Origin of the sequence: Novosphingobium barchaimii LL02 (genome assembly GCF_001046635.1) — a bacterium.
In the GTDB taxonomy this organism is placed as follows: domain Bacteria; phylum Pseudomonadota; class Alphaproteobacteria; order Sphingomonadales; family Sphingomonadaceae; genus Novosphingobium; species Novosphingobium barchaimii.
The window spans coordinates 46,358-65,963 of the sequence record NZ_KQ130455.1; the positions used below are offsets into that span (position 1 = coordinate 46,358).

Annotated in this window: 25 protein-coding genes; 10 read left to right on the plus strand and 15 right to left on the minus strand. The window is 64.6% G+C overall.

Annotated elements, in window-relative coordinates; genetic code table 11:
* The first annotated feature begins 50 nt into the window (after positions 1–50).
* Positions 51–1,310, plus strand: coding sequence for an aspartate kinase (locus V474_RS14540; RefSeq protein WP_059152208.1), 1,260 nt, complete (start codon positions 51–53; stop codon positions 1,308–1,310).
* A gap of 116 nt (positions 1,311–1,426) precedes the next feature.
* On the opposite strand, the gene V474_RS14545 is transcribed toward V474_RS14540, so the two are convergent.
* Positions 1,427–2,962, minus strand: coding sequence for a catalase (locus V474_RS14545; RefSeq protein WP_148649409.1), 1,536 nt, complete (start codon positions 2,960–2,962; stop codon positions 1,427–1,429).
* 163 nt (positions 2,963–3,125) lie between these two features.
* On the minus strand, positions 3,126–3,419 hold the full coding sequence (locus V474_RS14550; RefSeq protein ID WP_059152209.1) for a hypothetical protein: 294 nt from the start codon (positions 3,417–3,419) through the stop codon (positions 3,126–3,128).
* A gap of 223 nt (positions 3,420–3,642) precedes the next feature.
* Here V474_RS14550 and V474_RS14555 point away from each other — a divergent pair, with 223 nt between their 5' ends.
* The 3 genes from V474_RS14555 (at position 3,643) to V474_RS14565 (ending at position 6,016) form a co-directional block, all read left to right on the plus strand.
* On the plus strand, positions 3,643–4,677 hold the full coding sequence (locus V474_RS14555; protein WP_059152210.1) for an NAD(P)H-dependent flavin oxidoreductase: 1,035 nt from the start codon (positions 3,643–3,645) through the stop codon (positions 4,675–4,677).
* A 13-nt stretch (positions 4,678–4,690) separates the two neighbouring features.
* Positions 4,691–5,545 (plus strand): formyltetrahydrofolate deformylase, encoded by an 855-nt coding sequence (purU, locus tag V474_RS14560; RefSeq protein WP_059152211.1) that lies wholly within the window; start codon positions 4,691–4,693, stop codon positions 5,543–5,545.
* 69 nt (positions 5,546–5,614) lie between these two features.
* The gene (locus V474_RS14565) at positions 5,615–6,016 is read left to right on the plus strand and encodes a VOC family protein (protein ID WP_059152212.1); all 402 of its coding nucleotides are present in this window, start codon (positions 5,615–5,617) and stop codon (positions 6,014–6,016) included.
* On the opposite strand, the gene V474_RS14570 is transcribed toward V474_RS14565, so the two are convergent.
* Positions 6,003–6,947 carry an alpha/beta hydrolase gene (locus tag V474_RS14570; RefSeq protein ID WP_059152558.1) on the minus strand — a complete coding sequence of 315 codons (945 nt, stop codon included), beginning with the start codon at positions 6,945–6,947 and terminating at the stop codon, positions 6,003–6,005. The genes V474_RS14565 and V474_RS14570 overlap by 14 nt on opposite strands.
* Before the next feature lie 164 nt (positions 6,948–7,111).
* Here V474_RS14570 and V474_RS14575 point away from each other — a divergent pair, with 164 nt between their 5' ends.
* Positions 7,112–7,984, plus strand: a complete 873-nt coding sequence (locus V474_RS14575) for a dienelactone hydrolase family protein (protein ID WP_059152213.1) — start codon at positions 7,112–7,114, stop codon at positions 7,982–7,984.
* A 68-nt stretch (positions 7,985–8,052) separates the two neighbouring features.
* Here the strand turns inward: V474_RS14575 and V474_RS14580 are convergent, their stop codons facing one another.
* The 6 genes from V474_RS14580 to V474_RS14605 form a co-directional block, all read right to left on the minus strand.
* A complete protein-coding gene (locus tag V474_RS14580) occupies positions 8,053–8,364 on the minus strand; it encodes a hypothetical protein (RefSeq protein WP_059152214.1) in 312 nt (103 codons plus the stop codon).
* A gap of 66 nt (positions 8,365–8,430) precedes the next feature.
* The gene (locus tag V474_RS14585) at positions 8,431–8,787 is read right to left on the minus strand and encodes a hypothetical protein (RefSeq protein WP_059152215.1); all 357 of its coding nucleotides are present in this window, start codon (positions 8,785–8,787) and stop codon (positions 8,431–8,433) included.
* Between the two features lie 145 nt (positions 8,788–8,932).
* Positions 8,933–9,142 carry a hypothetical protein gene (locus tag V474_RS26405; RefSeq protein ID WP_059152216.1) on the minus strand — a complete coding sequence of 70 codons (210 nt, stop codon included), beginning with the start codon at positions 9,140–9,142 and terminating at the stop codon, positions 8,933–8,935.
* Between the two features lie 273 nt (positions 9,143–9,415).
* Positions 9,416–9,685: a hypothetical protein gene (locus tag V474_RS14595; RefSeq protein WP_148649410.1), complete on the minus strand. Its 270-nt coding sequence runs from the start codon at positions 9,683–9,685 to the stop codon at positions 9,416–9,418.
* The gene (locus V474_RS14600) at positions 9,666–9,887 is read right to left on the minus strand and encodes a hypothetical protein (protein WP_059152218.1); all 222 of its coding nucleotides are present in this window, start codon (positions 9,885–9,887) and stop codon (positions 9,666–9,668) included. The genes V474_RS14595 and V474_RS14600 overlap by 20 nt, the downstream gene beginning before the upstream one ends.
* Positions 9,888–9,894: 7 nt before the next feature.
* Positions 9,895–10,809 (minus strand): SPFH domain-containing protein, encoded by a 915-nt coding sequence (locus tag V474_RS14605; RefSeq protein ID WP_059152219.1) that lies wholly within the window; start codon positions 10,807–10,809, stop codon positions 9,895–9,897.
* A gap of 308 nt (positions 10,810–11,117) precedes the next feature.
* Here V474_RS14605 and V474_RS14610 point away from each other — a divergent pair, with 308 nt between their 5' ends.
* Both V474_RS14610 and V474_RS14615 read left to right on the plus strand, forming a co-directional pair.
* Entirely contained in the window at positions 11,118–11,291 is a 174-nt protein-coding gene (locus tag V474_RS14610; RefSeq protein WP_236711276.1) for a DUF465 domain-containing protein, read from the plus strand.
* Between the two features lie 82 nt (positions 11,292–11,373).
* A complete protein-coding gene (locus V474_RS14615) occupies positions 11,374–12,348 on the plus strand; it encodes a TerC family protein (protein ID WP_059152221.1) in 975 nt (324 codons plus the stop codon).
* Between the two features lie 3 nt (positions 12,349–12,351).
* On the opposite strand, the gene V474_RS14620 is transcribed toward V474_RS14615, so the two are convergent.
* Positions 12,352–13,644 carry a DUF2254 domain-containing protein gene (locus V474_RS14620; RefSeq protein ID WP_059152222.1) on the minus strand — a complete coding sequence of 431 codons (1,293 nt, stop codon included), beginning with the start codon at positions 13,642–13,644 and terminating at the stop codon, positions 12,352–12,354.
* A 99-nt stretch (positions 13,645–13,743) separates the two neighbouring features.
* Here V474_RS14620 and V474_RS14625 point away from each other — a divergent pair, with 99 nt between their 5' ends.
* Genes V474_RS14625 through trxC form a run of 3 tightly spaced genes read left to right on the plus strand, consistent with a single transcriptional unit; the run spans position 13,744 to position 15,683 of the window.
* Entirely contained in the window at positions 13,744–14,658 is a 915-nt protein-coding gene (locus V474_RS14625) for a DMT family transporter (RefSeq protein ID WP_059152223.1), read from the plus strand.
* Positions 14,659–14,662: 4 nt separating this feature from the next.
* Positions 14,663–15,211: a pseudouridine synthase gene (locus tag V474_RS14630; RefSeq protein WP_059152224.1), complete on the plus strand. Its 549-nt coding sequence runs from the start codon at positions 14,663–14,665 to the stop codon at positions 15,209–15,211.
* Between the two features lie 28 nt (positions 15,212–15,239).
* Positions 15,240–15,683 carry a thioredoxin TrxC gene (trxC, locus tag V474_RS14635; RefSeq protein WP_059152225.1) on the plus strand — a complete coding sequence of 148 codons (444 nt, stop codon included), beginning with the start codon at positions 15,240–15,242 and terminating at the stop codon, positions 15,681–15,683.
* 4 nt (positions 15,684–15,687) lie between these two features.
* Here the strand turns inward: trxC and nadA are convergent, their stop codons facing one another.
* From nadA to V474_RS14660, 5 genes are all read right to left on the minus strand, one after another.
* A complete protein-coding gene (gene nadA, locus V474_RS14640) occupies positions 15,688–16,674 on the minus strand; it encodes a quinolinate synthase NadA (protein WP_059152226.1) in 987 nt (328 codons plus the stop codon).
* A gap of 92 nt (positions 16,675–16,766) precedes the next feature.
* Entirely contained in the window at positions 16,767–17,510 is a 744-nt protein-coding gene (locus V474_RS14645; RefSeq protein ID WP_059152227.1) for a hypothetical protein, read from the minus strand.
* A 73-nt stretch (positions 17,511–17,583) separates the two neighbouring features.
* Positions 17,584–18,465, minus strand: a complete 882-nt coding sequence (locus V474_RS14650; RefSeq protein WP_059152228.1) for an MBL fold metallo-hydrolase — start codon at positions 18,463–18,465, stop codon at positions 17,584–17,586.
* Between the two features lie 75 nt (positions 18,466–18,540).
* Positions 18,541–19,008 carry a DUF1465 family protein gene (locus tag V474_RS14655; RefSeq protein WP_059152229.1) on the minus strand — a complete coding sequence of 156 codons (468 nt, stop codon included), beginning with the start codon at positions 19,006–19,008 and terminating at the stop codon, positions 18,541–18,543.
* Positions 19,009–19,189: 181 nt separating this feature from the next.
* Entirely contained in the window at positions 19,190–19,387 is a 198-nt protein-coding gene (locus V474_RS14660; RefSeq protein WP_043980368.1) for a YdcH family protein, read from the minus strand.
* Positions 19,388–19,606 lie beyond the last annotated feature (219 nt).

Consider the following 19,606-nt stretch of genomic DNA (forward strand, 5'->3'; position numbering starts at 1 on the left):
CACCACGCGGACGAAATCGAACCCACTCGCAGCAGGGAGGCACCGGCGCCTTGGCACGTATCGTGATGAAATTCGGCGGCACTTCGATGGCCGGGTCCGAGCGCATCCGGCGCGTGGCGGGTATCGTCAAACGCCAGCAGGAAGCCGGGCACGAGGTTGCCGTCGTGGTTTCGGCCATGTCTGGCGAGACCGACCGCCTCGTCAACTTCTGCCGCGAGGCGAACGCCCTCTACGATCCCGCCGAATATGACGTCGTCGTCGCGTCGGGCGAGCAGGTCACGTCGGGCCTGCTGGCGCTGACACTGCAGGCGATCGGCTGCAAGGCGCGTTCGTGGCAGGGCTGGCAGGTGCCGATCAAGACCGACGACGCTCATGCCAAGGCCCGCATCGAGGAAATCGACGCGGACGCCCTGATCGCCTCGATGGCGGCGGGCGAGATCGCCGTGATCCCCGGTTTCCAGGGCGTTTCGCCGGAGGGCCGCGTGACCACGCTGGGCCGCGGCGGTTCGGACACTTCGGCAGTGGCTGTGGCGGCTGCGGTCAAGGCCGATCGCTGCGACATCTATACCGATGTCGACGGCGTCTACACCACCGACCCGCGCATCGTCGCCAAGGCGCGCAAGCTGCCGTTGGTGACGTATGAGGAAATGCTCGAACTGGCTTCGGTCGGCTCGAAGGTATTGCAGACCCGCTCGGTCAGCCTCGCCATGAAGGAAAAGGTGCGCGTTCAGGTGCTGTCCTCGTTCATCGACGAGACTGCCCCGGCCGCCGACACCATCCCCGGCACCCTGATCGTCAGCGACGAGGAATTGGAAGGAAGCGACATGGAACGCCAGCTCATCACCGGTATCGCCGCCGACAAGAACGAGGCGAAAGTCACGCTTACCCGCGTGCCGGACCGTCCCGGCGCGGTGGCCTCGATCTTCGCGCCGCTCGCGGAATCGAACATCAACGTCGACATGATTATCCAGAACGTCGCCAAGGATAAGGGCGAGACCGACGTCACCTTCACGGTGCCGCAGTCCGACCTTGCCCGCGCGCAGGCGATGCTGGAAGAGCGCAAGGATTCGATCGGCTACTACCGCCTGATCGCCGACGGCAACGTGGCGAAGATCAGCGTAGTGGGTGTCGGTATGCGCAGCCATGCCGGCGTCGCCAGCACGATGTTCAAGACGCTGGCCGATCGCGGCATCAACATCATCGCGATCTCCACCAGCGAGATCAAGGTATCGGTCCTGATCGACACCGACGAGACCGAACTGGCCGTGCGCGTGCTGCACACCGCTTACGGGCTTGACGCGGCGGCCTGATTAGAGGGTTTTCGGGCTCTCGACACCGCTCAGGCTGAGCTTGTCGAAGCCCCGGCGCCAAGACCCAATTTTAAAAAAGCCCCATGCGTCACTTCGCACGGGGCTTTTTTCGTCGGTCAGTCCGCCAGTTCGGGCTGAGGCGAGAGATCGGGATTGACGCTCATGCCCAGGGCTGCGGCCACGCCGGCGCCGTAGGCCGGATCGCAGCGGGTGCAATTGTCGATGTGGCGCTGCTTGATGAAGTCCAGCGCATCGCCCATCGCGCCGGCGGTGTTGGCGAACAGACGCTGCTTCTGGGCATCGTCCATCAACTGGAACAGCGCGCGTGGCTGGCTATAGTAATCGTCATCGTCCTCGCGGAAGTTCCAGAAATCAGCGTTCCCGTCGATCTTCATCGGCGGTTCGCGGAACTCAGGCTGGCCTTGCCACTGCCCGAACGAGTTCGGGTGGTAGTGCGGCAGGCCGCCATAGTTGCCGTCGACCCGGCCCTGTCCGTCGCGGTGGTTGTTGAACACCGGGCAGCGCGCCGCATTCACAGGGATCTGGTGATGGTTGACGCCAAGCCGGTAACGCTGCGCATCCGCATAGGCGAACAGGCGCGCCTGCAGCATCTTGTCAGGCGAGACTCCAATGCCGGGGACGAGGTTGGACGGCGAGAAAGCGCTCTGCTCCACATCGGCAAAGAAGTTCTCCGGATTGCGGTTAAGTTCCATCATGCCGAGCTCGATCAGCGGATAGGTCTTCTGCGACCAGACCTTGGTGAGGTCGAAGGGGTGGAAGCCGCAGGTCGCCGCTTCTTCCTCGGCCATGATCTGGACCATGACCTTCCACTTCGGGAAATCGCCGCGCTCGATGGCATCGTAAAGATCGCGCTGGTTCGATTCGCGGTCGCCCGCCACCACATCGGCCGCTTCGGCGTCGGTCAGGTGAGCATGGCCCTGCTGGGTCTTGAAGTGGAACTTCACCCAGAAGCGCTCACCCGCCTCGTTGTAGAACGAGTAGGTGTGGCTGGAGAAACCGTCCATGTGCCGGTAGGACTTGGGGATACCCCGGTCGCCCATAACGTAAGTGACCTGGTGCAGGGCCTCGGGCAGCAGGGTCCAAAAGTCCCAATTGTTGGTGGCGCTGCGCAGGTTGGTGCGCGGATCGCGCTTCACCGCCTTGTTGAGATCGGCGAACTGGCGCGGGTCGCGCACGAAGAAGACCGGCGTGTTGTTGCCGACCATGTCCCAGTTGCCTTCCTCGGTGTAGAACTTCACCGCGAAGCCGCGAATGTCGCGCTCGGCATCGGCGGCGCCGCGCTCACCGGCCACGGTGGTGAAGCGGGCAAACAGTTCGGTCTGCTTGCCGGCTTCGCCCAGGAACTTCGCGCGCGTGTACTTCGAGACGTCGCCAGTGACGGTGAAGGTGCCGAACGCGCCCGAGCCCTTGGCGTGCATGCGCCGCTCGGGGATGACTTCACGGTTGAGGTTGGCCAGCTTTTCCAGCAGCCACACGTCCTGCATGAGCAAGGGGCCGCGCGGGCCGGCGGTCATCGAGTTCGATGCATCGACCACGGGCGCGCCGAACTGGGTGGTCAGCGGGGTAGCCGCGAGGGGGGTGTCGCCGTGGCCGTAGGGGCACTTGCCGCCGGCGGGGTTCGATCCGTTCATCGCGAGACTCCTTTGAGGGTTTGTCATGGTTTCATGGTGCGTTGCCGTCAGCGTCGCTGCGGCTCATGCTGTGGTTCTACTGGAGCCGGAATAAGGGGAGAAGCTATACGAACATCTATCTGTAATCGGCAAAAGCGATCAGCGAGACGGAAACCTTATGCGATTATGCGAGGGTCCGGCGCAGGGAAGTGAGAGCGTCGACCATCAGGGCACGGCTGGAGCGAAGCTGTGCGGCATCTTCAGTATCGGTCGCGGCGGTGAATGCCTGGGCATGGACACGCAGCAGCATGAAACCCTCGTCGGAAATCCGGCCCGCCAGATAGCCGATGCCTCGTTCCACCCGACCGATGGCGGGAGCGCCAAAGCTGAAGGACGCCGTGGCTATGCGCAGTACCCCTTCGATTTCCAGAATGTCCCCACACGGCACGTCTTCCGCCGCTTCGCGGTAGTCGATCACGCGTGGGGCATGGCGGGAGCAGCCGGCTTGTTACAAGCGAACTTTCTGGGCGTTCCCTGAGCGGTTCGTCGTCCCGAAAAACTTTATCGAAGTGCCTGCATTGTTCCCCATCATTCCGTAACATAATTTAGGTCGTCCCGTGGTTCCGCTGCTCGCCGCTTGTGCGGTGCGATTCGTCATCCTATGGCGCATCCCTGTATAAAACCCGGGCTATGGGAAACTCATGACCGCACATTCCAAGACTTCGGCCCTCATGGCGCGCGGATGCGAATTCCTCGGTAGCGAAACTGCGATCCTTTGCGGTGCGATGTCCTGGGTTTCCGAGCGCAATCTCGTTGCGGCAATCAGCAACGCCGGCGGCTTCGGCGTGATCGCCTGCGGGGCGATGACGCCTGCGCTGCTCGACGCTGAGATCGCCGCGACCAAAACGCTGACGGACAAGCCCTTCGGCGTCAACCTCATCACCATGCACCCGGACCTGTTCGAACTGATCGAGGTCTGCGCGAAACGCGGCGTCACCCATGTGGTGCTGGCCGGCGGGATTCCGCCAAAAGGCAGCGTCGAGGCGATCAAGAACAGCGGCGCCAAGGTCATCTGCTTCGCGCCCACGCTGGCGCTGGGCAAGAAGCTGCTGCGTTCGGGCGCGGACGCGCTGGTGATCGAAGGGTCGGAAGCGGGCGGCCACATCGGCCCGGTTTCCACCTCGGTCCTCGCGCAGGAAATCCTGCCCACGCTGGCAGCCGATCACCTCGTGTTCGTGGCCGGCGGCATCGGCCGGGGCGAGGCGATTGCCGGTTACCTCGAAATGGGCGCGGCCGGCGTTCAGCTTGGCACGCGTTTCGCCTGCGCCAGCGAATCGGTTGCGCACCCGGCTTTCAAGAAGGCCTTCTTCCGTGCTTCCGCGCGCGAGGCCGTCGCGTCTGTCCAGGTCGATCCGCGCCTGCCGGTGATCCCGGTGCGTGCGCTCAAGAACAAGGGCACCGAGGAATTCACCGCCAAGCAGGTCGCCGTGGCGAAGCTGCTCGATGCCGGCGAAGTCGACATGGGCGAGGCGCAGCTCCAGATTGAGCGTTTCTGGGCCGGCGCTCTGCGCCGTGCCGCGATCGACGGCGACATCGAGAGCGGCTCGATCATGGCCGGCCAGTCGGTTGGCATGGTCAACAAGGAAGAGCCGGTGACCGAGATCATCGCCGCGCTCATGGCCGAGAGCGAGGCTGCCCTTGGGGGCCGCGCCGGCGCTCCCGTCATCGCTGCCTGAAGGAACGCGCGCGATGCCTGAACCGCTGATCCTCGCGCTTTCGTGCGCCGACCGTCCGGGCATCGTCGCGCGGGTGACGGGCTATCTCGCCCGGATGGGCTGCAACATCATCGAGGCGCAGCAGTTCAACGACCTTGCCGAAGACAAGTTCTTCATGCGCGTCGCGTTCGATCCGGGAGCCGCTGACCGCGAGGAAATCCGCGAGGGTTTCGGCCCGATCGCGCACGAATACGGTATGGCCTGGTCGATGCTCCGGCGCGACCGGCCGCGCCGGGTGCTGCTTATGGTCAGCAAGTTCGACCACTGCCTGGCCGACCTGCTCTACCGCCAGCGCATCGGCGAGATCGCGATGGAGGTGGTGGCAATCGTCTCCAACCACCCGCGCGATGCGGTAAATACGCTGATGATCGGCGACATTCCCTTCCATCACCTGCCGGTGGAAAAGGGCGCCAAGGCCGAGCAGGAAGCCCAGGTCCGCGCACTGGTGGAGGATACCCGCGCCGAACTGGTGGTGCTGGCGCGCTATATGCAGATCCTCTCGGACGAGATGGCGGGCTGGCTTTCGGGCCGCTGCATCAACATCCACCACTCGTTCCTGCCCGGTTTCAAGGGCGCCAAGCCCTATCACCAGGCCCATGCACGCGGCGTGAAAATGATCGGCGCGACCGCGCACTACGTCACCGCCGACCTCGATGAAGGCCCTATCATCCATCAGGACGTGGAGGCCGTAACCCATGCCAACACGCCCGAGGACATGGTTCGCAAGGGCCGCGATATCGAGCGCCGGGTCCTGGCCGAAGCAGTGCGCCTCCACCTGGAAGACCGGGTGCTGATCAACGGTTCGCGCACTGTGGTGTTCAGGAGCTGACGCGGCGAAGCGGCTTGCCGTAAACCCCGCCATGGGCAAGACTGCCCGTAACGATAAGGGGAGAGCGCCATGCAAGTGAGCGGCATAGACCACGTCAACATCCTGACCGACGATCTGGAGGGCACGGCCAGCTTTTACGAGCGCCTCCTCGGACTACGGCGCAGCGAGAACCCGGCGATCCGCATGGGTGTCGCCGGATACTGGATGCGCGATGCAACCGACCATCCGATCGTCCACCTTGTCGATCGCCTTTCGGCTGGCGAACGCTTCGAGGCCTACCGTCCCGGCGCGCTGACCAATGCTCTCCATCACGTCGCCCTGCGCTGCGAAGGCTTTGCAGCGACCTGCGAGCGGCTGGAAGAAATGTCGGTCGACTACCGCATCAACGACCTGGCGCACGTCGGCCTGCGGCAGATCTTCCTGACCGATCCCAATGCGGTAAACCTGGAGCTGAATTTCAACGGCGATTGAAAGCCCGGCCAAACGCGGCGATGGAGTTCATCCGGGCTTGGCGAGAAATCGCCGCATCACTCACCATGTCGAAGCCGTGGTAGGCGCCGGGATAGACGTGCAGTTCCACCGGAACCCCGGCTTTGGCGAGACGGCGGGCGTAGTCGATGTCCTCCTCCATGAACAGATCCAGCGCGCCCACGGCGATGAAGGCGGGCGGAAGGCCGGAAAGGTCTTCGGCGCGCGATGCTGCGGCATAGGGGCATACGCCCTCGCTGCCGGCGGGCACCCCGAGCAGCGAGGTCCATCCGAATACGTTCGATTCGGGGGTCCAGACGTGGTGACCGGTGTTTGGACCGGCGCTTTCCCGGCAGGTGCGGTCATCGATCATCGGGTAGATCAGGTGCTGGTGGCAGATTGCCGGACCGCCCCGGTCGCGGGCGACCAGCGCCAGCGCCGCCGCGAGACCGCCGCCTGCGCTCTCTCCGGCAATGGCGATGCGGGCGCCGTCGATAGCGAAGGCGTCGGCCTGAGCGTGCAGCCATTGCAGCGCAAGATAGCAATCCTCCACCGGGCCGGGGTGCACGGTATCGGGCGCAAGCCGGTAATCGACTGAAGCGACGATGCAGTTCAGTTCCAGCGCCAGCGCGGCGCTGGCGAGCGACATCGTATCGGCCGAACCGATGACATAGCCGCCGCCGTGGATGTGGAGGAGGGCAGCGGCCTGCGCGGGCAGGTCACGCGGGCGATAGACGATCACCGGCACGTCGTGGCCTTCGGGCGAAGGCACGACGTGCCGCTCCATCAGGCAGCCCAGTCCCTCCGCCTGCGGGACGGGGCGCAGAGCCATCGCCTGACGGATCTGGCCCAGCATCTCGGCGTTGAAGGTGAAGGCCGGCAGCATTTCCAATCCCGGCAACAGTTCGGGGTCCACCAGATCGAGTGTGCTCACTTCCATTCCCCCGCCCTTTTCATTCTTAGCGCGAAAGTGTCGCATGGGCCGCGCTCTGTCCATCCAGTGCGAAAAAGCCGCCGGGGCGAAGCAGGGGGCTCGCTTCCGGCATGAACCCTGACTACCCTGGGGCGCTGCGGGACAGATTTTGCGGAGACAGATGCATGTGTGACGAATTCACCGCCGAAGCAGAAGCCGTTCAACTCGCCAGGCGGGGGCTCAACCGGCGCGAGTTCGCTGCGCTGGGCGCCAGCGCCGCGCTGGTCGGCTGCACCGGCTCCATCGCGGCGGAGGGCGGCGCGTCGGTCAGCGAGAAGATGGTGTCCATCACCACGACGGACGGCGTGTGCGACGCCTTCTTCGTTCACCCCGGCAAGGGCGCCTATCCCGGCATCGTCATGTGGCCGGACATCGCGGGCCTGCGCGACGTCAAGAAGATCATGGCCCGCAGTCTCGCTGCGCAAGGCTATGCGGTGCTGGTGGTGAACCAGTATTACCGCTCCGGGCCGGCCCCGGTGATGAACAGCTTCTCGGAGTACCGCACGCCCGAGGGGCAGGCAAAGATCGCGCCGATGCGTGCCTTGCTCACTCCCGATGCGATCACGCGCGATGCCGGCGCCTATGTCGCTTTCCTCGATAGGCAGGAAGCAGTCGACACGAAGCGCGGGATTGGCAGCAATGGCTATTGCATGGGCGGTCCCTTCACCGTGCGCACCGCAGCGGCAGTTCCCGCCCGCGTGGGCGCGGCAGCATCGCTGCACGGCGCCGGACTGGTGACGCGCGAAGCGGATAGCCCGCACCGGCTGCTGGCCGGTACGAAGGCCAGCTACCTCTTCGCGATCGCCCGCAACGACGATGGCAAACAGCCCGAGGCCAAGAACGAACTGCGCAAGGCCGCCGATGCCGCCGGTCGCCCCGCCCAGATCGAGGTCTACGGCGCCGACCATGGCTGGTGCGTGGCCGATTCCCCAGCATACGATCCCAGCGAAGCGGACCGCGCCTGGCAGCACATGCTGGCGCTGTTCGCCAAGCTCTAGGGGCAGCGGCCGCCAAAGCTAACCGGAGCGCAAACATGGGACAGATGCCTTGCGCTCCGGTCCGCGCATCAGATCGACATCATCGCGATGAGGCCCACGATGCAGGCGGCGATAGCCAGGAACAAGGCAGCAATGCCGATATCCTTGGCTGAGAAGCGGTCATGATGGTCCTTGCGATAGGCGCGGTACTGATCGGCGATGGTGGTGTCGCTGGCGAGCAGTCCGACGTCGAGTGGCCCGGCGGTACGCTTGAACCAGGTTTTGACCGCATCGAGTTCACGCGCCGAAAGGTCGGGGTAACGGGCGAGCAGATCGGTGACGTGCGCGCGTTCATCAGCGTGCACGGGGCCGTGAACCACGTTTGTGGATTTGGTAGCCATGAGATGGTCTTCCTGAAAACGGTAGAGATAAGGGCGCGCGAAAAAGCGCGCCGGGTCGGGACCGGTTCAGGCGATCGGGGGAGCGGTGCTGTCTGGCAGGCGTGCCGGGTGGCCGCGCGGCGGCGGACCGCGGGCCTCCGGGCGCAAGTGCGTAAATGGAGCGACGGCGAAGCGCGTTGTCGCCGTGACTACCGCCGCCACTGAGGCGGGCGGGAGGGGCAGCGGCTGTGCAGGCATCGCAAGCTGGCTTTGAACTCTCCGGGCGGCACCGAGCGCCACGTCGAGCGTCGAGGCGCTGAAGGCCGAACCCTGGACCCGGTCCAACGGCGCGCGAATGGGTTCCGCCGCCTGCAAGCCAATGGCGGCGAGCAGCAGCAGGGGCCAGATGCGCAGGCGCGCCAGCAAGGCAAAGGCATATGCCATCAACCCCCGAGCTAGGGGGCGAGGGCGCTGGTGGCAAGGGTGGGCTGCGTCCCTTACGCTTGCCGGTGGCGGCAGGGGGTGGGTCATTTACCGCTTCTCGTAGCGGATCAGGCCAGTGCCCAGGGCGTTCTCGCCGAGGACCGGACTATCGCCGGACCAATCGGCGACGAATGCGCTGCGGCGTTCGATGCGGGGGGAAGCGGGCATTGTTGGCTTTGATCGTGAGGCCGCCTGACGGATGTTTATGGTGCTCGGCGGCAACGGCGATGAAGGCTGAATAATTGTCCTTGTCGCGGCCTTTGACGAACCAGTTGCCGGCGATCCGCCCGATAGTGCCGGCGGCGAGGTCGATCATGTAGTTGGTCCCGTGCCCCCGCGAATCGTCGAAGCTGCGTCACAGGATGGCACCCGTTGCGCCCGGCTCTTGGCGTAATGGCCACCGATGCCTTCCTCGAAGCGGCTGCGCGACACGGTCAGCGCGCCGTAGTTGCCGATTATAGGTCGAATGAACGCAGCCTGCGCTTCGCAGGTGCCGAGCCGGGTGAAGGTGGTCCTATCTATGGCGATGGCACTGGCAGGGTCCTTGTCAAGAAACTAGCGCGGCGATACGGCGGAAGGATCAACGCGCTTAGTCCCGCTCGCCCCAGCGCCATTTCCATCCTCCGCGCGTGTGCTTTGCGGCCACGACCGCGAACAGACCGGTAGCCAGCAAGAACAGAGCAAATGCCGCCGCCCGCCCCGCGGGATTGCCCATGCCGTGGAGCATGCCGATACCAGCAAGGGCCGCGACATAACAGGCTATCACCAGCCAGCCCTGCCAGGCGATCGGCAGGCCGGCGCCGTAGCCGTAGCGCCTGGGTGCGAACCAGGCGCCGCGTTCATCCATCATACGTGTCATCGTTCGTCTCCTTGGGGGGGCGGCCGCGACGTGGCGGCTCCGCGACTTCGAGCTTCACCCCGCGCCGGGCGAGGGCCTCGCGCAGCAGTACTTCTACCTCCGCATTGACCGACCGAAAATCGGCCGCTGCCGCCCGTTCCAGAGCTTGGAACAACGCCGGATCGAGACGGAGCGCGAAAGCCTTTTTGCCGGGTGACGCCATATGAGACTTACTGGTAGAGCGTGCCGGCGTTGAGGACCGGCTGGGCTTCGCGCTCTCCGCAAAGCACGACCATCAGGTTGGAGACCATGGCTGCACGGCGCTCGTCGTCGAGTTCGACCACGTTCTTCTCTGAAAGCTGGGCCAGGGCCATTTCCACCATCGAGACCGCGCCTTCCACCAGCTTGCGCCGCGCGGCGATCACGGCCTCGGCCTGCTGGCGGCGCAGCATGGCCCCGGCGATCTCGGGCGCGTAAGCAAGGTGGGTGAGGCCGCATTCGTCCACGGTAAGGCCGGCGACCTGCAGACGCTCGATCAGTTCCGCGCGCAGTTCCGCGTTCACCTGGGTATGGCTACCGCGCAGGGTGATCTCGGCGTCCTCGACGTCGTCATAGGCATAGCGCGAGCCGATGGAGCGGACGGCGGATTCGATCTGCACGTTCACGAAGGCCTTGTAATCGTCCACGTCGTAGAGCGCCTGCGCGGTGTCGGCGACGCGCCAGACCACATTCGTCGCGATCTCGATCGGATTGCCGCGCAGATCGTTCACCTTGAGCTTTTCGGAGACGACGTTGTTCGAACGCACCGAGATCTTGGTCTTGGCCATCCACGGCCAGACCCAGCGTAGGCCGGCAATACGGTCGGTGCCGCGATAGCTACCGAACAGGGTGACGGCGGCGGCCTGGTTGGGCTGTATCATGTAGAAACCGCTGAGGATAAGCACCTGCACCCCTACGGCAGGAAGCACGAAGGCGAGGAACGCCATGACCGTGCCCGGCCCTGGGTCGGCGCTCGAGGCGAGGCTGACGATGGATGCGAAGGTGGCCACCAGCAGCGCCAGAAACACCGCGAGCATGACATAGCCGCTACGTGCCGAGGCCAGGCGCTCGCGGCTGGCATTGATGGGCAGGTGCGAATCGGACATCAGCGATAACCCTCTTAAAGTGATATCACATTAATATCGAATTCGGGATGCCCGTCAACGTCGCCGAAAGCACCTGCGCGAGGGCAGCTTGAAATTTCCGCGCTTGGCCTGTATAAACAGGTCTGCGGGCCGGGCCCCTCTGGCGCGGTGCAGGACATGATTTCTGCATCTCGTGATGTCGGACCGCATCGGGTGAAACCGGTGCAGGACCACACACTCGCTCTGGCATTGATTTGTCACGCAACTCCCGCCCGCTTCATCCGATCGAACCCACTCTAGTTCGATAGGGATTTGTAATGACCAATCGCATGTACCGCCTGCTTGAGCTTCACCAGAAGCTGGACGCCGTTATCAAGCGCACGAAGGCAAGCCGTTTTGTCGACCCGTTGGCGGTCGCCCGGCTGGAAAAACGCAAACGCAGACTGAGGGACAGGCTGGCGCGACTTTTCGCGTTCCCGCCGCACCGCGCGGTGAGCCTGTAATCCGCCTTTGTCGGTGTACCTTCGCGGGTGCCGGCGCTGCTTTTCCCCTGGGCCTTGACCGGCCCCGTTCGGGCGTAAATCCATGGAATTTCTTTTCACACTCTGGCTAGGCACGCCTGCCTGGTTCTGGCTGGCTTTCGCCGCTCTCGTCCTCATTCTCACCGCCTTCGACCTCGGCGTCCTGCACAAGGACGACCGCGAGATGGGCATCGCCGAATCGCTGAAGCTGTCTCTGTTCTACATCGCCATTGCCATGGCGTTCGGCGGCTGGATCTGGTGGGCCAAGGGCTCTGCCCCGGCGATCGACTACTACACTGGCTATTTCATCGAGAAGGCGCTCTCGATCGATAACGTCTTTGTCATATCGATGATCTTCGGCTTCTTCGCGATCGCGCCCAAGTATCAGTACCGCGCCCTCTTGTGGGGTATCCTGGCGGTGATCGTGCTGCGCGGTTTGATGATCGCGGGCGGCGCCGCGCTCGTTTCGCAGGCGCATTGGGTCATGTACATCTTCGCCGCGTTCCTGATCTTTACCGGCGTGAAGATGCTGTTCGCCAGCGACGAAGCCCCGGACATCGGCAACAACCCTGTGATCCGATGGATCTCCCGGCACATGCGCGTGACCAAGGCGCACCATGGTGAGCACTTCTTCGTGCGCGAAACCGACGCGAAGGGCGTGCTGGTCTGGGCCGCGACACCGCTTTTCCTGGCGCTCGTGGTCATCAACCTCGCCGATCTCGTCTTCGCGGTGGATTCGGTGCCGGCGATCTTCTCGATCACGACGGATACGTTCATCGTCTACACGTCAAACATCATGGCTATCCTGGGCCTGCGTGCGCTTTACTTCGCGCTGGCGGCGATGGTGCACCGCTTCCACTACCTCAAGTATGCGCTGGCGCTGGTGCTGGTATTCATCGGCGGCAAGATCCTGATCGCCGACTTCGCGCTGGGCGGGGCCAAGTTCCCCCCGCTGCTCAGCCTTGCCGTAACGCTGGCGCTGATCGCAGGCGGCGTGGTCTGGTCCTTGTGGAAGACGCGCGGGGACGAGGCGGCCTGACCTTCAGGTCGAGCGCCCCTTGCGCACCGTCTGGTGGCGCTCGATCACCTGCTCCAGATCCGGGCCAACAAGATGCAGACGGGCCTGCTCCAGCAACAGGTCCGTTTCGCGCAGCACCTGTTCGCGCCGCGTCGCGCTGGAAACCTGCAGCGCGGCCGAGCGGAACGTATCAAAAGCCACGAGGCAGGCGATCGGACTGGTCGCCACGCCCGATCGTACCGAGCCCAGGCCGCGCGCCAGGAAATGGTCGAAGCCGTCGCGCAGCGGCGCAACCGGGCAGTCGGCGACCGGCTCGTTCCAGGCATCGCGGTCGAGATCGCGCTGGCCGATGAGCGAGGTGGCCGCGCCCAGCCAGTGCAGGGCGTTGACCGCCGTGAAGGGGTCGTTCACCGCCGGCGACAAAGCGCGCAAGGTGATCTCCACAAGTTCGTCGATGGAGAATTCCAGGTCTTGTTCGGGCGTGCGGGTGCCGCCCAGCGCGAATGCCCTGCGGATCTGCGCCGCCACCGGATCGGGCACGGCATCGGTCCCGGCCATGACCAGCGGCACGCCGGCGGAAACGAAATCGCCTGGCCGTGCCATCAGCCAGATCGGCATGTCCACGGTCCGCGCCACACCTACCAGGTGGTCGAAATCGATGACTCGGATATAGCCCGCCGCCTGCGCCTTGACGACGGTGCCCATCGGCCATTCGGCCATCCGGGCCTCGGCGGTGCCTTCCTCAGGAAAGCGCGAGGCGGCTTCTTCGAGCAGCCGGCGGCCGATCGCTTCCAGCACTGAATTGATGCGGATGCTGTCGGGCACGTGGTGCAGGAAATAGACCAGCACGGCGACGCACAGCAGCATCAGGCACGAGGCCAGCGCCAGCGACGCCTGCGGCACGAAGGCAAGATCCTGATCGCCCGCCGTGCGCACGCTCTGCAAGACCGAGATCGCATAGACGAAGGTGCCCACGAAGGTCGCCAGGCTGAACTGGTTGCCCTTGTCCTCCATGAAGTTGTTGAGCAGGCGAGGCCCGAAGGTCCCGCTGGCATAGGCGACCGCCGCGATGGTGATCGAAAACACGGTCGAGGCCACGCCGATCACCGATCCGGCCAGCACGGTCAGCATGTTGCTGGCCCCATCGGGTCGGGCCGGTATGATCCAGTGCGCGTTAGCCAGCCATGCGGTAGCGCCGGTGCGGTCGAGATGCACCAGCCCCAATGCCAGCGCTAGCCCGGCCAGCGAGAACAGGGCGGGGTAGAACCAGTAGCTGGCGCGCACCGCGAACCAGTTCGAGCGCAAGGACGCGAGCATCGAGAATTTCCCTGTAGCCAAGGCGGGGGGCAAGGCGCTGCCGACGCGCCTGCATTATACAGGTGCGGAGCCTTCGCAAGGCCGCTAGGACGCGCAGCGATGACCGTGAACCCATCCCAGCCAACTGCGCCGCCGTCTTCCGGGCATGACTGGACGCCGCGTCATCTGCTGGCGCTGCTTGCAGCCAATGTCGCGCTGGCGCTGGGGGCATGGCTGGTGCGTCTCTCGGACACCGGGCCGGTTGCCGCCGGGTTCTGGCGCCTGACGCTGGCGCTGCCGGTGATCGCGCTGCTGGCCTCGCGCGAATCTTCGGCGCAGCGGCGGATGGGACGAGGAACGCTGATCCTGGTCGTCGCGGCTGGCGTATTCTTTGCGCTGGACCTTGCCGCATGGCACGTCGGCATCGTCCAGACGAAGCTGGGCAATGCCTCGCTGTTCGGCAATTCAGGCAGCCTCATCGTGATGGTCTGGGGTTTGTTCACCGCCCACCGGGCGCCGCGCACGGCGGAAATCGCCGCAATTGCCGCTGCGCTTGTCGGGGCAGGAATGCTGATGGGCGGTTCGCTGGAGATCAGCCACGCCAATCTCGTGGGTGATCTGTTCTGCTTGCTCGCCGGGGTATTCTACGCGGTCTACATCATCATGCTAAACGCCGCGCGTGAGCGGCTGGGGCAATATTCGCTGCTGGCCGTATCGACGGCTGCCAGCGTGCCCGTGATGCTCGTCATCGCGGTCCTGCTGGGCGAGACGATCATGCCCCACAACTGGACTCCCCTAATCGCGCTGGCCATCTCCAGCCAGTTGATCGGGCAGGGCTTCCTGATTTACTCGCTCAGGCACTTTCCGCCGCTGATCATCGGCCTTGCGCTTATGGCGCAGCCCGCTCTAGCCGCGACGGTGGGCTGGCTGGCGTTCGGGGAGACGCTGGGCACGCTTGATGTGGCGGGCATGGTATTGCTCGCTTTCGCGCTGGTGCTCGCAAGAGCCGGCGACAAACCCGCTGCAAGGAACTGAAGGCATGGCGCGACTGGTACTCTTCAACAAGCCGTTCGATGTACTCTCGCAGTTCACTGACCTGCGTTCGCCCACCCCGCGCGCGACGCTGTCGGATTTCGTGGATGTGCCCGGCGTCTATCCCGCCGGCCGGCTCGACCGGGACAGCGAAGGGCTGCTGCTGCTGACCGACGATGGCCGCCTGCAGTCGCGCATCGCCGACCCCCGTTTCAAGACCGCCAAGACCTATCTTGTGCAGGTTGAGGGCGAACCGGACGAGGCCGCCATCGCATCGCTGTGCAAGGGCGTGGCGCTGAACGACGGTTTGACGCGCCCCGCCAAGGCCCGCCGCATCGACGAGCCGGAGCTATGGCCGCGCACCCCGCCGGTGCGTTTCCGCAAGAGCGTGCCCGACTGCTGGATCGAGGTCACGATCTACGAGGGCCGAAACCGTCAGGTCCGCCGCATGACTGCCGCCGTCGGCCATCCTACCCTGCGCCTTGTGCGCTGGCGCGTCGGTGACTGGACGCTGGAGGGCGTTGCGCCGGGCGAATGGCGCGAAGCCGAATTCTGATCTGAATACGGCAAGGGAGACAAGGCCGATGCCACAAGACAGCATGATCGTCGTATGCCCCGTCTGCGCGGCCGCAAACCGCCTGCCCGCGGACCGGCTGGGCGCCGGCGGCAAATGCGGCAAGTGCGGCCATGCGTTGTTCGCCGCCGCGCCGGTCACGCTGACTGCGGCCAATTTCGATGCCTATGCGAGCAAGAGCGACCTGCCGCTGTTGGTCGATTTCTGGGCATCGTGGTGCGGACCGTGCCGGCAGATGGCCCCGGCCTTCACCGCCGCTGCGGCGCAGCTTGAACCGCGGATCCGCCTCGGCAAGCTGGATACCGAAGCGGAAACCGCGATCGCCGGGCGCTATGCGATCCGCTCGATCCCGACGATGATCCTGATCCGCAAGGGCCGCGAAATCGCGCGCCAGTCCGGCGCGATGCCGGCCGGCGCGATCGTCTCATGGGCGCGGCAGGCGGCGGGCGCCTGACCGCTCAGCGGCTGCCGAGGTCGCCCTTGCCGATGGTGCCGCTTGCCATCTCCAGCATGCGGTCGAGGCTCTTCTTGGCGGCGAGGCGCAAGGGTTCCTCGATTTCCACGCGCGGGGTCAGATCGCGCAGGGCGACGTAGAGCTTTTCCAGCGTGTTGAGCGCCATGTAAGGGCAGATATTGCAGTTGCAGTTGCCGTCTGCGCCCGGCGCACCGATGAAGGTCTTGTTGGGGATCGAGAGCTGCATCTGGTGGATGATGTGCGGCTCGGTGGCGACGATCAGCGTGTCCTGCGGGATCGTGGCGGCATACTGCAGGATACCGCTGGTCGAACCCACATAGTCGGCGTGGTCAACGATGTGGGGCGGGCATTCGGGGTGAGCGGCGATCGGCGCGCCCGGGTGCTGGGCTTTCAGCTTGAGCAGCTCGGTCTCGCTGAACGCTTCGTGGACGATGCACACGCCCGGCCACAGCAGCATCTCGCGGTTGAACTTGCGCGAAAGGTAGCCGCCCAGGTGCCGGTCGGGGCCGAAGATGATCTTCTGGTCCGCCGGAATCTGCTGGAGGATCGTCTCGGCGCTGGAACTGGTGACGATGATGTCGGACAGCGCCTTCACCTCGGTCGAGCAGTTGATGTAGGTCAGCGCGATGTGATCGGGGTGCGCCTCGCGGAAAGCCTTGAACTTTTCAGGCGGGCACGAATCTTCCAGGCTGCACCCGGCGTTGATGTCGGGCAGCACCACGATCTTGTTCGGCGAGAGAATCTTGGCGGTATCGGCCATGAATTTCACGCCGCAGAAGGCGATGACATCGGCGTCGGTCTCGGCGGCCTTGCGGCTGAGTTCGAGGCTGTCGCCCACGAAGTCGGCAAGGTCCTGCAATTCCGGGCGCTGGTAGTAATGGGCTAGGATGACCGCATTGCGTTCCTTGCGCAGCCGCTCGATCTCGGCGCGCACGTCTATGCCGGAAAGATCGGCTGGCATAACGGTCATGGCATTCCCTCTGGTACTGCGTCCCGGTCCTTGCGCCGGCACGGGGCCTATCTAGGGACGCGCGCGCCCGGACCCAAGGGGAAAATGCGCGATCAGGCAGCGGTGTAGCCCCTTGCGAACCCGATCCACCACGGCGATATCGCCAGCAGTTCGACCAGCATGTGGTTCAGTACGATCACGAGCATCACTGCCGTGGTTGCTGGATGTACCCTGCCAAGCACACGGCGGTCATGGCGCGCGATGATCACGGCGACCATAAGCTGAACCACCATCGCCAGCCATTCGCCCCAGGGCACGATCAATGGCATCGGCAGAACCCGGCCCAGCGCAGGGTCCATCAGCAGCACCGCGGAGCCGACCATCAATCGCTTGTGCCAATCCGCCTCTCGACGATGGATGACTGCGGTCAGGACGAGTGCCACGAAAGCCACCATGCCGAGATGGACCAGCGCAAGGAAATAGGCGGGCGTGAAGAATGGGGGGTAGAACTGCATGCGCAAGGCGGTCATGCAGGTCAGACTGGTCAGAATGGCGATCAATGGCAGCATCACCGCGCTCGCCCAGCCAACCTTGCGGTGCAGGGCCAACCTGGCGCCTACGCCGGAGCGCATGGTGTCGCCAGTACGCCCGGCCAGCAGCGACTGGGTGACAAACAGACCAAGCCAGGACAGCATCACCAGGCCGTGGATATGGAAGATGGCCGGCACCTTGGTATAGGGCACAAAACCGCGCAGGCCGAACTGGGCGAAACCGAAGAGGATGAAGGCGCTGATGCCGATCGACATCTTCGCCCAGAACGAGATACGCGCCACCTTCGCGCCAGCTGCGGTTGCCATGAATCGTCACCCACCCTGTTATGGGGCGGATAATAAAGCCGGTGCCGTTTTTCGCCAATACTTGCCGTAAAAACTAATTCGCGGCGGCAAGCGACCAGTTGTCGTCATGGCGCACTGTAATGCCGCGCTTTTCCAGGTCGATCAGGTGGGCAAGTACGGAGCGGCCCGCCGCCGGCCACAGTCTTTCATCGACCCCTTTGTACATCAGGGGAACCATGTCAGCGATTCGGGTGTGGCCCGATTCGATCTGGCGCAGGATCTGGCGCTCACGCTGGCGGCGGTGGCCGATCATGCCTCGCACAAGCTGGCGCGGCTTGGTGACTTCGGCGCCGTGGGCGGGGTAGTAGACCACGTCCTGCTCGCGCTCGTAGAGGCGGGCCAGGCTGGCCATGTAATCGCTCATATCGCCGTCGGGCGGGGAGACGACGCTGGTCGACCAGCCCATCACATGGTCTCCGGTGAACAGGGCGCCGGTTTCCTCCAGCGCGAAGCAAAGGTGGTTCGACGTGTGCCCCGGCGTGGCAATGGCGCGCAGGGTCCAGCCATCGCCTCTGAGCGTCTCGTTATCGTGCAGCACACGATCGGGGGCGTAGCCAGCGTCGAACGAGGCATCAGCGCGCGGGCCGTCATCGTCAAGCACCAGCGGTGCGCAGCCCACGATCGGCGCGCCGGTGATTGCGCTGAGCGGCGCTGCGGCTGGCGAATGGTCACGGTGGGTATGGGTGCAGCAGATCGCCACAACCCGGTCGTTTCCGATTGCCTCGACCAGCGCGGCGATGTGTTCCGGCTCGTCCGGGCCGGGATCGATCACCGCCACCTCACCGGCCTCGCCCACGATGTAGGTCTGGGTGCCGGTATAGGTGAAAGGCGACGGGTTGCGCGCCAGCACGCGCCTGACGAGCGGGCCGATGCGTTCGGCCACGGTATAGGGCCTGTCGATCTGGGTTGCGTCCATGGCGGCGATATGGGGTTTGCCGGCCTGCCTGTCGAGACGCTTGCCGCGCAGGGCCCTCGTTCTCCGCTGAAGTTCTCAGCCGGCGATGCGTCGTTCGATACGGTCTCGCAGGCTCTGCAAGGCACTGGGAGAGGCTAGGTCTGTCAGGCGCCACGATTGGTCGAGGCGCAGCAGGCGCTCGTAGAAACGGCGCGTGGTTTCCACCAGGCGCGCGGTCGTGGGGGCGAGCAGGGCGGTCTGCTGCGGGTCGGAGAGGCGCATATCGGATGATAGACGGCCATGGCGACGAAGCTGCATCTCGTTGATTTCACGGCGGAAGAAGGCCCGTTGGTTGAGCAGCCACGCGATCGCGTGCATCATCCGCGTGGTCGTGCGCAGGCCTTCGCTCGACAGCGCGATGCGGGCGAGGTCTTCGTCCTGCGCATGGTCGCTGTCGGGCCGGCCGGAAAGCGTGAAGGCGGTACGCACCTCGTCCGAGAGGAGCAGTGCCTCGCAATAGAGCGCCTCGACGATGCGTGGATTGATGGTGGCCGGTTCGGACATGACGGTTTCATATTTCCGAACCGCGAGTCGGCGGCAACTGGGCTGCGGCCAAAATCCCGCGCAAAAAAACCGCTGTCCCCTATCGGTACGCTTCACAGCGATGGCGACGTAACCGCAATTGCCGCAAATTGATGCAAATCGCGGATTTCAGCAGCATCCGGGAGGAGCCGCGGCCAGCGTGTCAGGCAATGATGTCCGGGATCAGGTAATCCGCAATCTGGCTGATCTGGTCCTTCAAAAGCAGCTTGCGCTTCTTCATGCGGGCGATCTGGAGCTGATCGCCAGACCCGGCGCCCATCAGAGCATCGATTGCCGCGTCGAGATCGCGATGCTCAATCTTCAGGATTTCGAGGCGCTTGCGCATTTCCTCTTCGGTCACGCCGGAATTCCTCAATCACAAAATACGCGCTGGAGCGACCATCCGTGCATGGCCCGGGGCAGCGCACGGCGCGAATCCTGCCCAGCGCAGGATTCATACGATTCACCGATATGAAGCATTACGAGTCTTCGCAAGATGCCCCGAATGTGGTTCCTTCCCTTTCGCGCCGGATCATCGAAGCCGAGTCGCCAATTCGGGTCACTCGACAGAAGTTCGTTC

Bases quoted from the DNA above. Each gene is read 5' to 3' on its own strand.
- V474_RS14545 (WP_148649409.1), bottom strand. From the start codon at position 2,962: ATGAACGGATCGAACCCCGCCGGCGGCAAGTGCCCCTACGGCCACGGC.
- V474_RS14555 (WP_059152210.1), top strand. From the start codon at position 3,643: ATGACCGCACATTCCAAGACTTCGGCCCTCATGGCGCGCGGATGCGAA.
- purU (WP_059152211.1), top strand. From the start codon at position 4,691: ATGCCTGAACCGCTGATCCTCGCGCTTTCGTGCGCCGACCGTCCGGGC.
- V474_RS14565 (WP_059152212.1), top strand. From the start codon at position 5,615: ATGCAAGTGAGCGGCATAGACCACGTCAACATCCTGACCGACGATCTG.
- V474_RS14575 (WP_059152213.1), top strand. From the start codon at position 7,112: ATGTGTGACGAATTCACCGCCGAAGCAGAAGCCGTTCAACTCGCCAGG.
- V474_RS14580 (WP_059152214.1), bottom strand. From the start codon at position 8,364: ATGGCTACCAAATCCACAAACGTGGTTCACGGCCCCGTGCACGCTGAT.
- V474_RS14585 (WP_059152215.1), bottom strand. From the start codon at position 8,787: ATGGCATATGCCTTTGCCTTGCTGGCGCGCCTGCGCATCTGGCCCCTG.
- V474_RS26405 (WP_059152216.1), bottom strand. From the start codon at position 9,142: ATGATCGACCTCGCCGCCGGCACTATCGGGCGGATCGCCGGCAACTGG.
- V474_RS14595 (WP_148649410.1), bottom strand. From the start codon at position 9,685: ATGACACGTATGATGGATGAACGCGGCGCCTGGTTCGCACCCAGGCGC.
- V474_RS14600 (WP_059152218.1), bottom strand. From the start codon at position 9,887: ATGGCGTCACCCGGCAAAAAGGCTTTCGCGCTCCGTCTCGATCCGGCG.
- V474_RS14605 (WP_059152219.1), bottom strand. From the start codon at position 10,809: ATGTCCGATTCGCACCTGCCCATCAATGCCAGCCGCGAGCGCCTGGCC.
- V474_RS14610 (WP_236711276.1), top strand. From the start codon at position 11,118: ATGTACCGCCTGCTTGAGCTTCACCAGAAGCTGGACGCCGTTATCAAG.
- V474_RS14615 (WP_059152221.1), top strand. From the start codon at position 11,374: ATGGAATTTCTTTTCACACTCTGGCTAGGCACGCCTGCCTGGTTCTGG.
- V474_RS14620 (WP_059152222.1), bottom strand. From the start codon at position 13,644: ATGCTCGCGTCCTTGCGCTCGAACTGGTTCGCGGTGCGCGCCAGCTAC.
- V474_RS14625 (WP_059152223.1), top strand. From the start codon at position 13,744: ATGACCGTGAACCCATCCCAGCCAACTGCGCCGCCGTCTTCCGGGCAT.
- V474_RS14630 (WP_059152224.1), top strand. From the start codon at position 14,663: ATGGCGCGACTGGTACTCTTCAACAAGCCGTTCGATGTACTCTCGCAG.
- trxC (WP_059152225.1), top strand. From the start codon at position 15,240: ATGCCACAAGACAGCATGATCGTCGTATGCCCCGTCTGCGCGGCCGCA.
- nadA (WP_059152226.1), bottom strand. From the start codon at position 16,674: ATGACCGTTATGCCAGCCGATCTTTCCGGCATAGACGTGCGCGCCGAG.
- V474_RS14645 (WP_059152227.1), bottom strand. From the start codon at position 17,510: ATGGCAACCGCAGCTGGCGCGAAGGTGGCGCGTATCTCGTTCTGGGCG.
- V474_RS14650 (WP_059152228.1), bottom strand. From the start codon at position 18,465: ATGGACGCAACCCAGATCGACAGGCCCTATACCGTGGCCGAACGCATC.
- V474_RS14655 (WP_059152229.1), bottom strand. From the start codon at position 19,008: ATGTCCGAACCGGCCACCATCAATCCACGCATCGTCGAGGCGCTCTAT.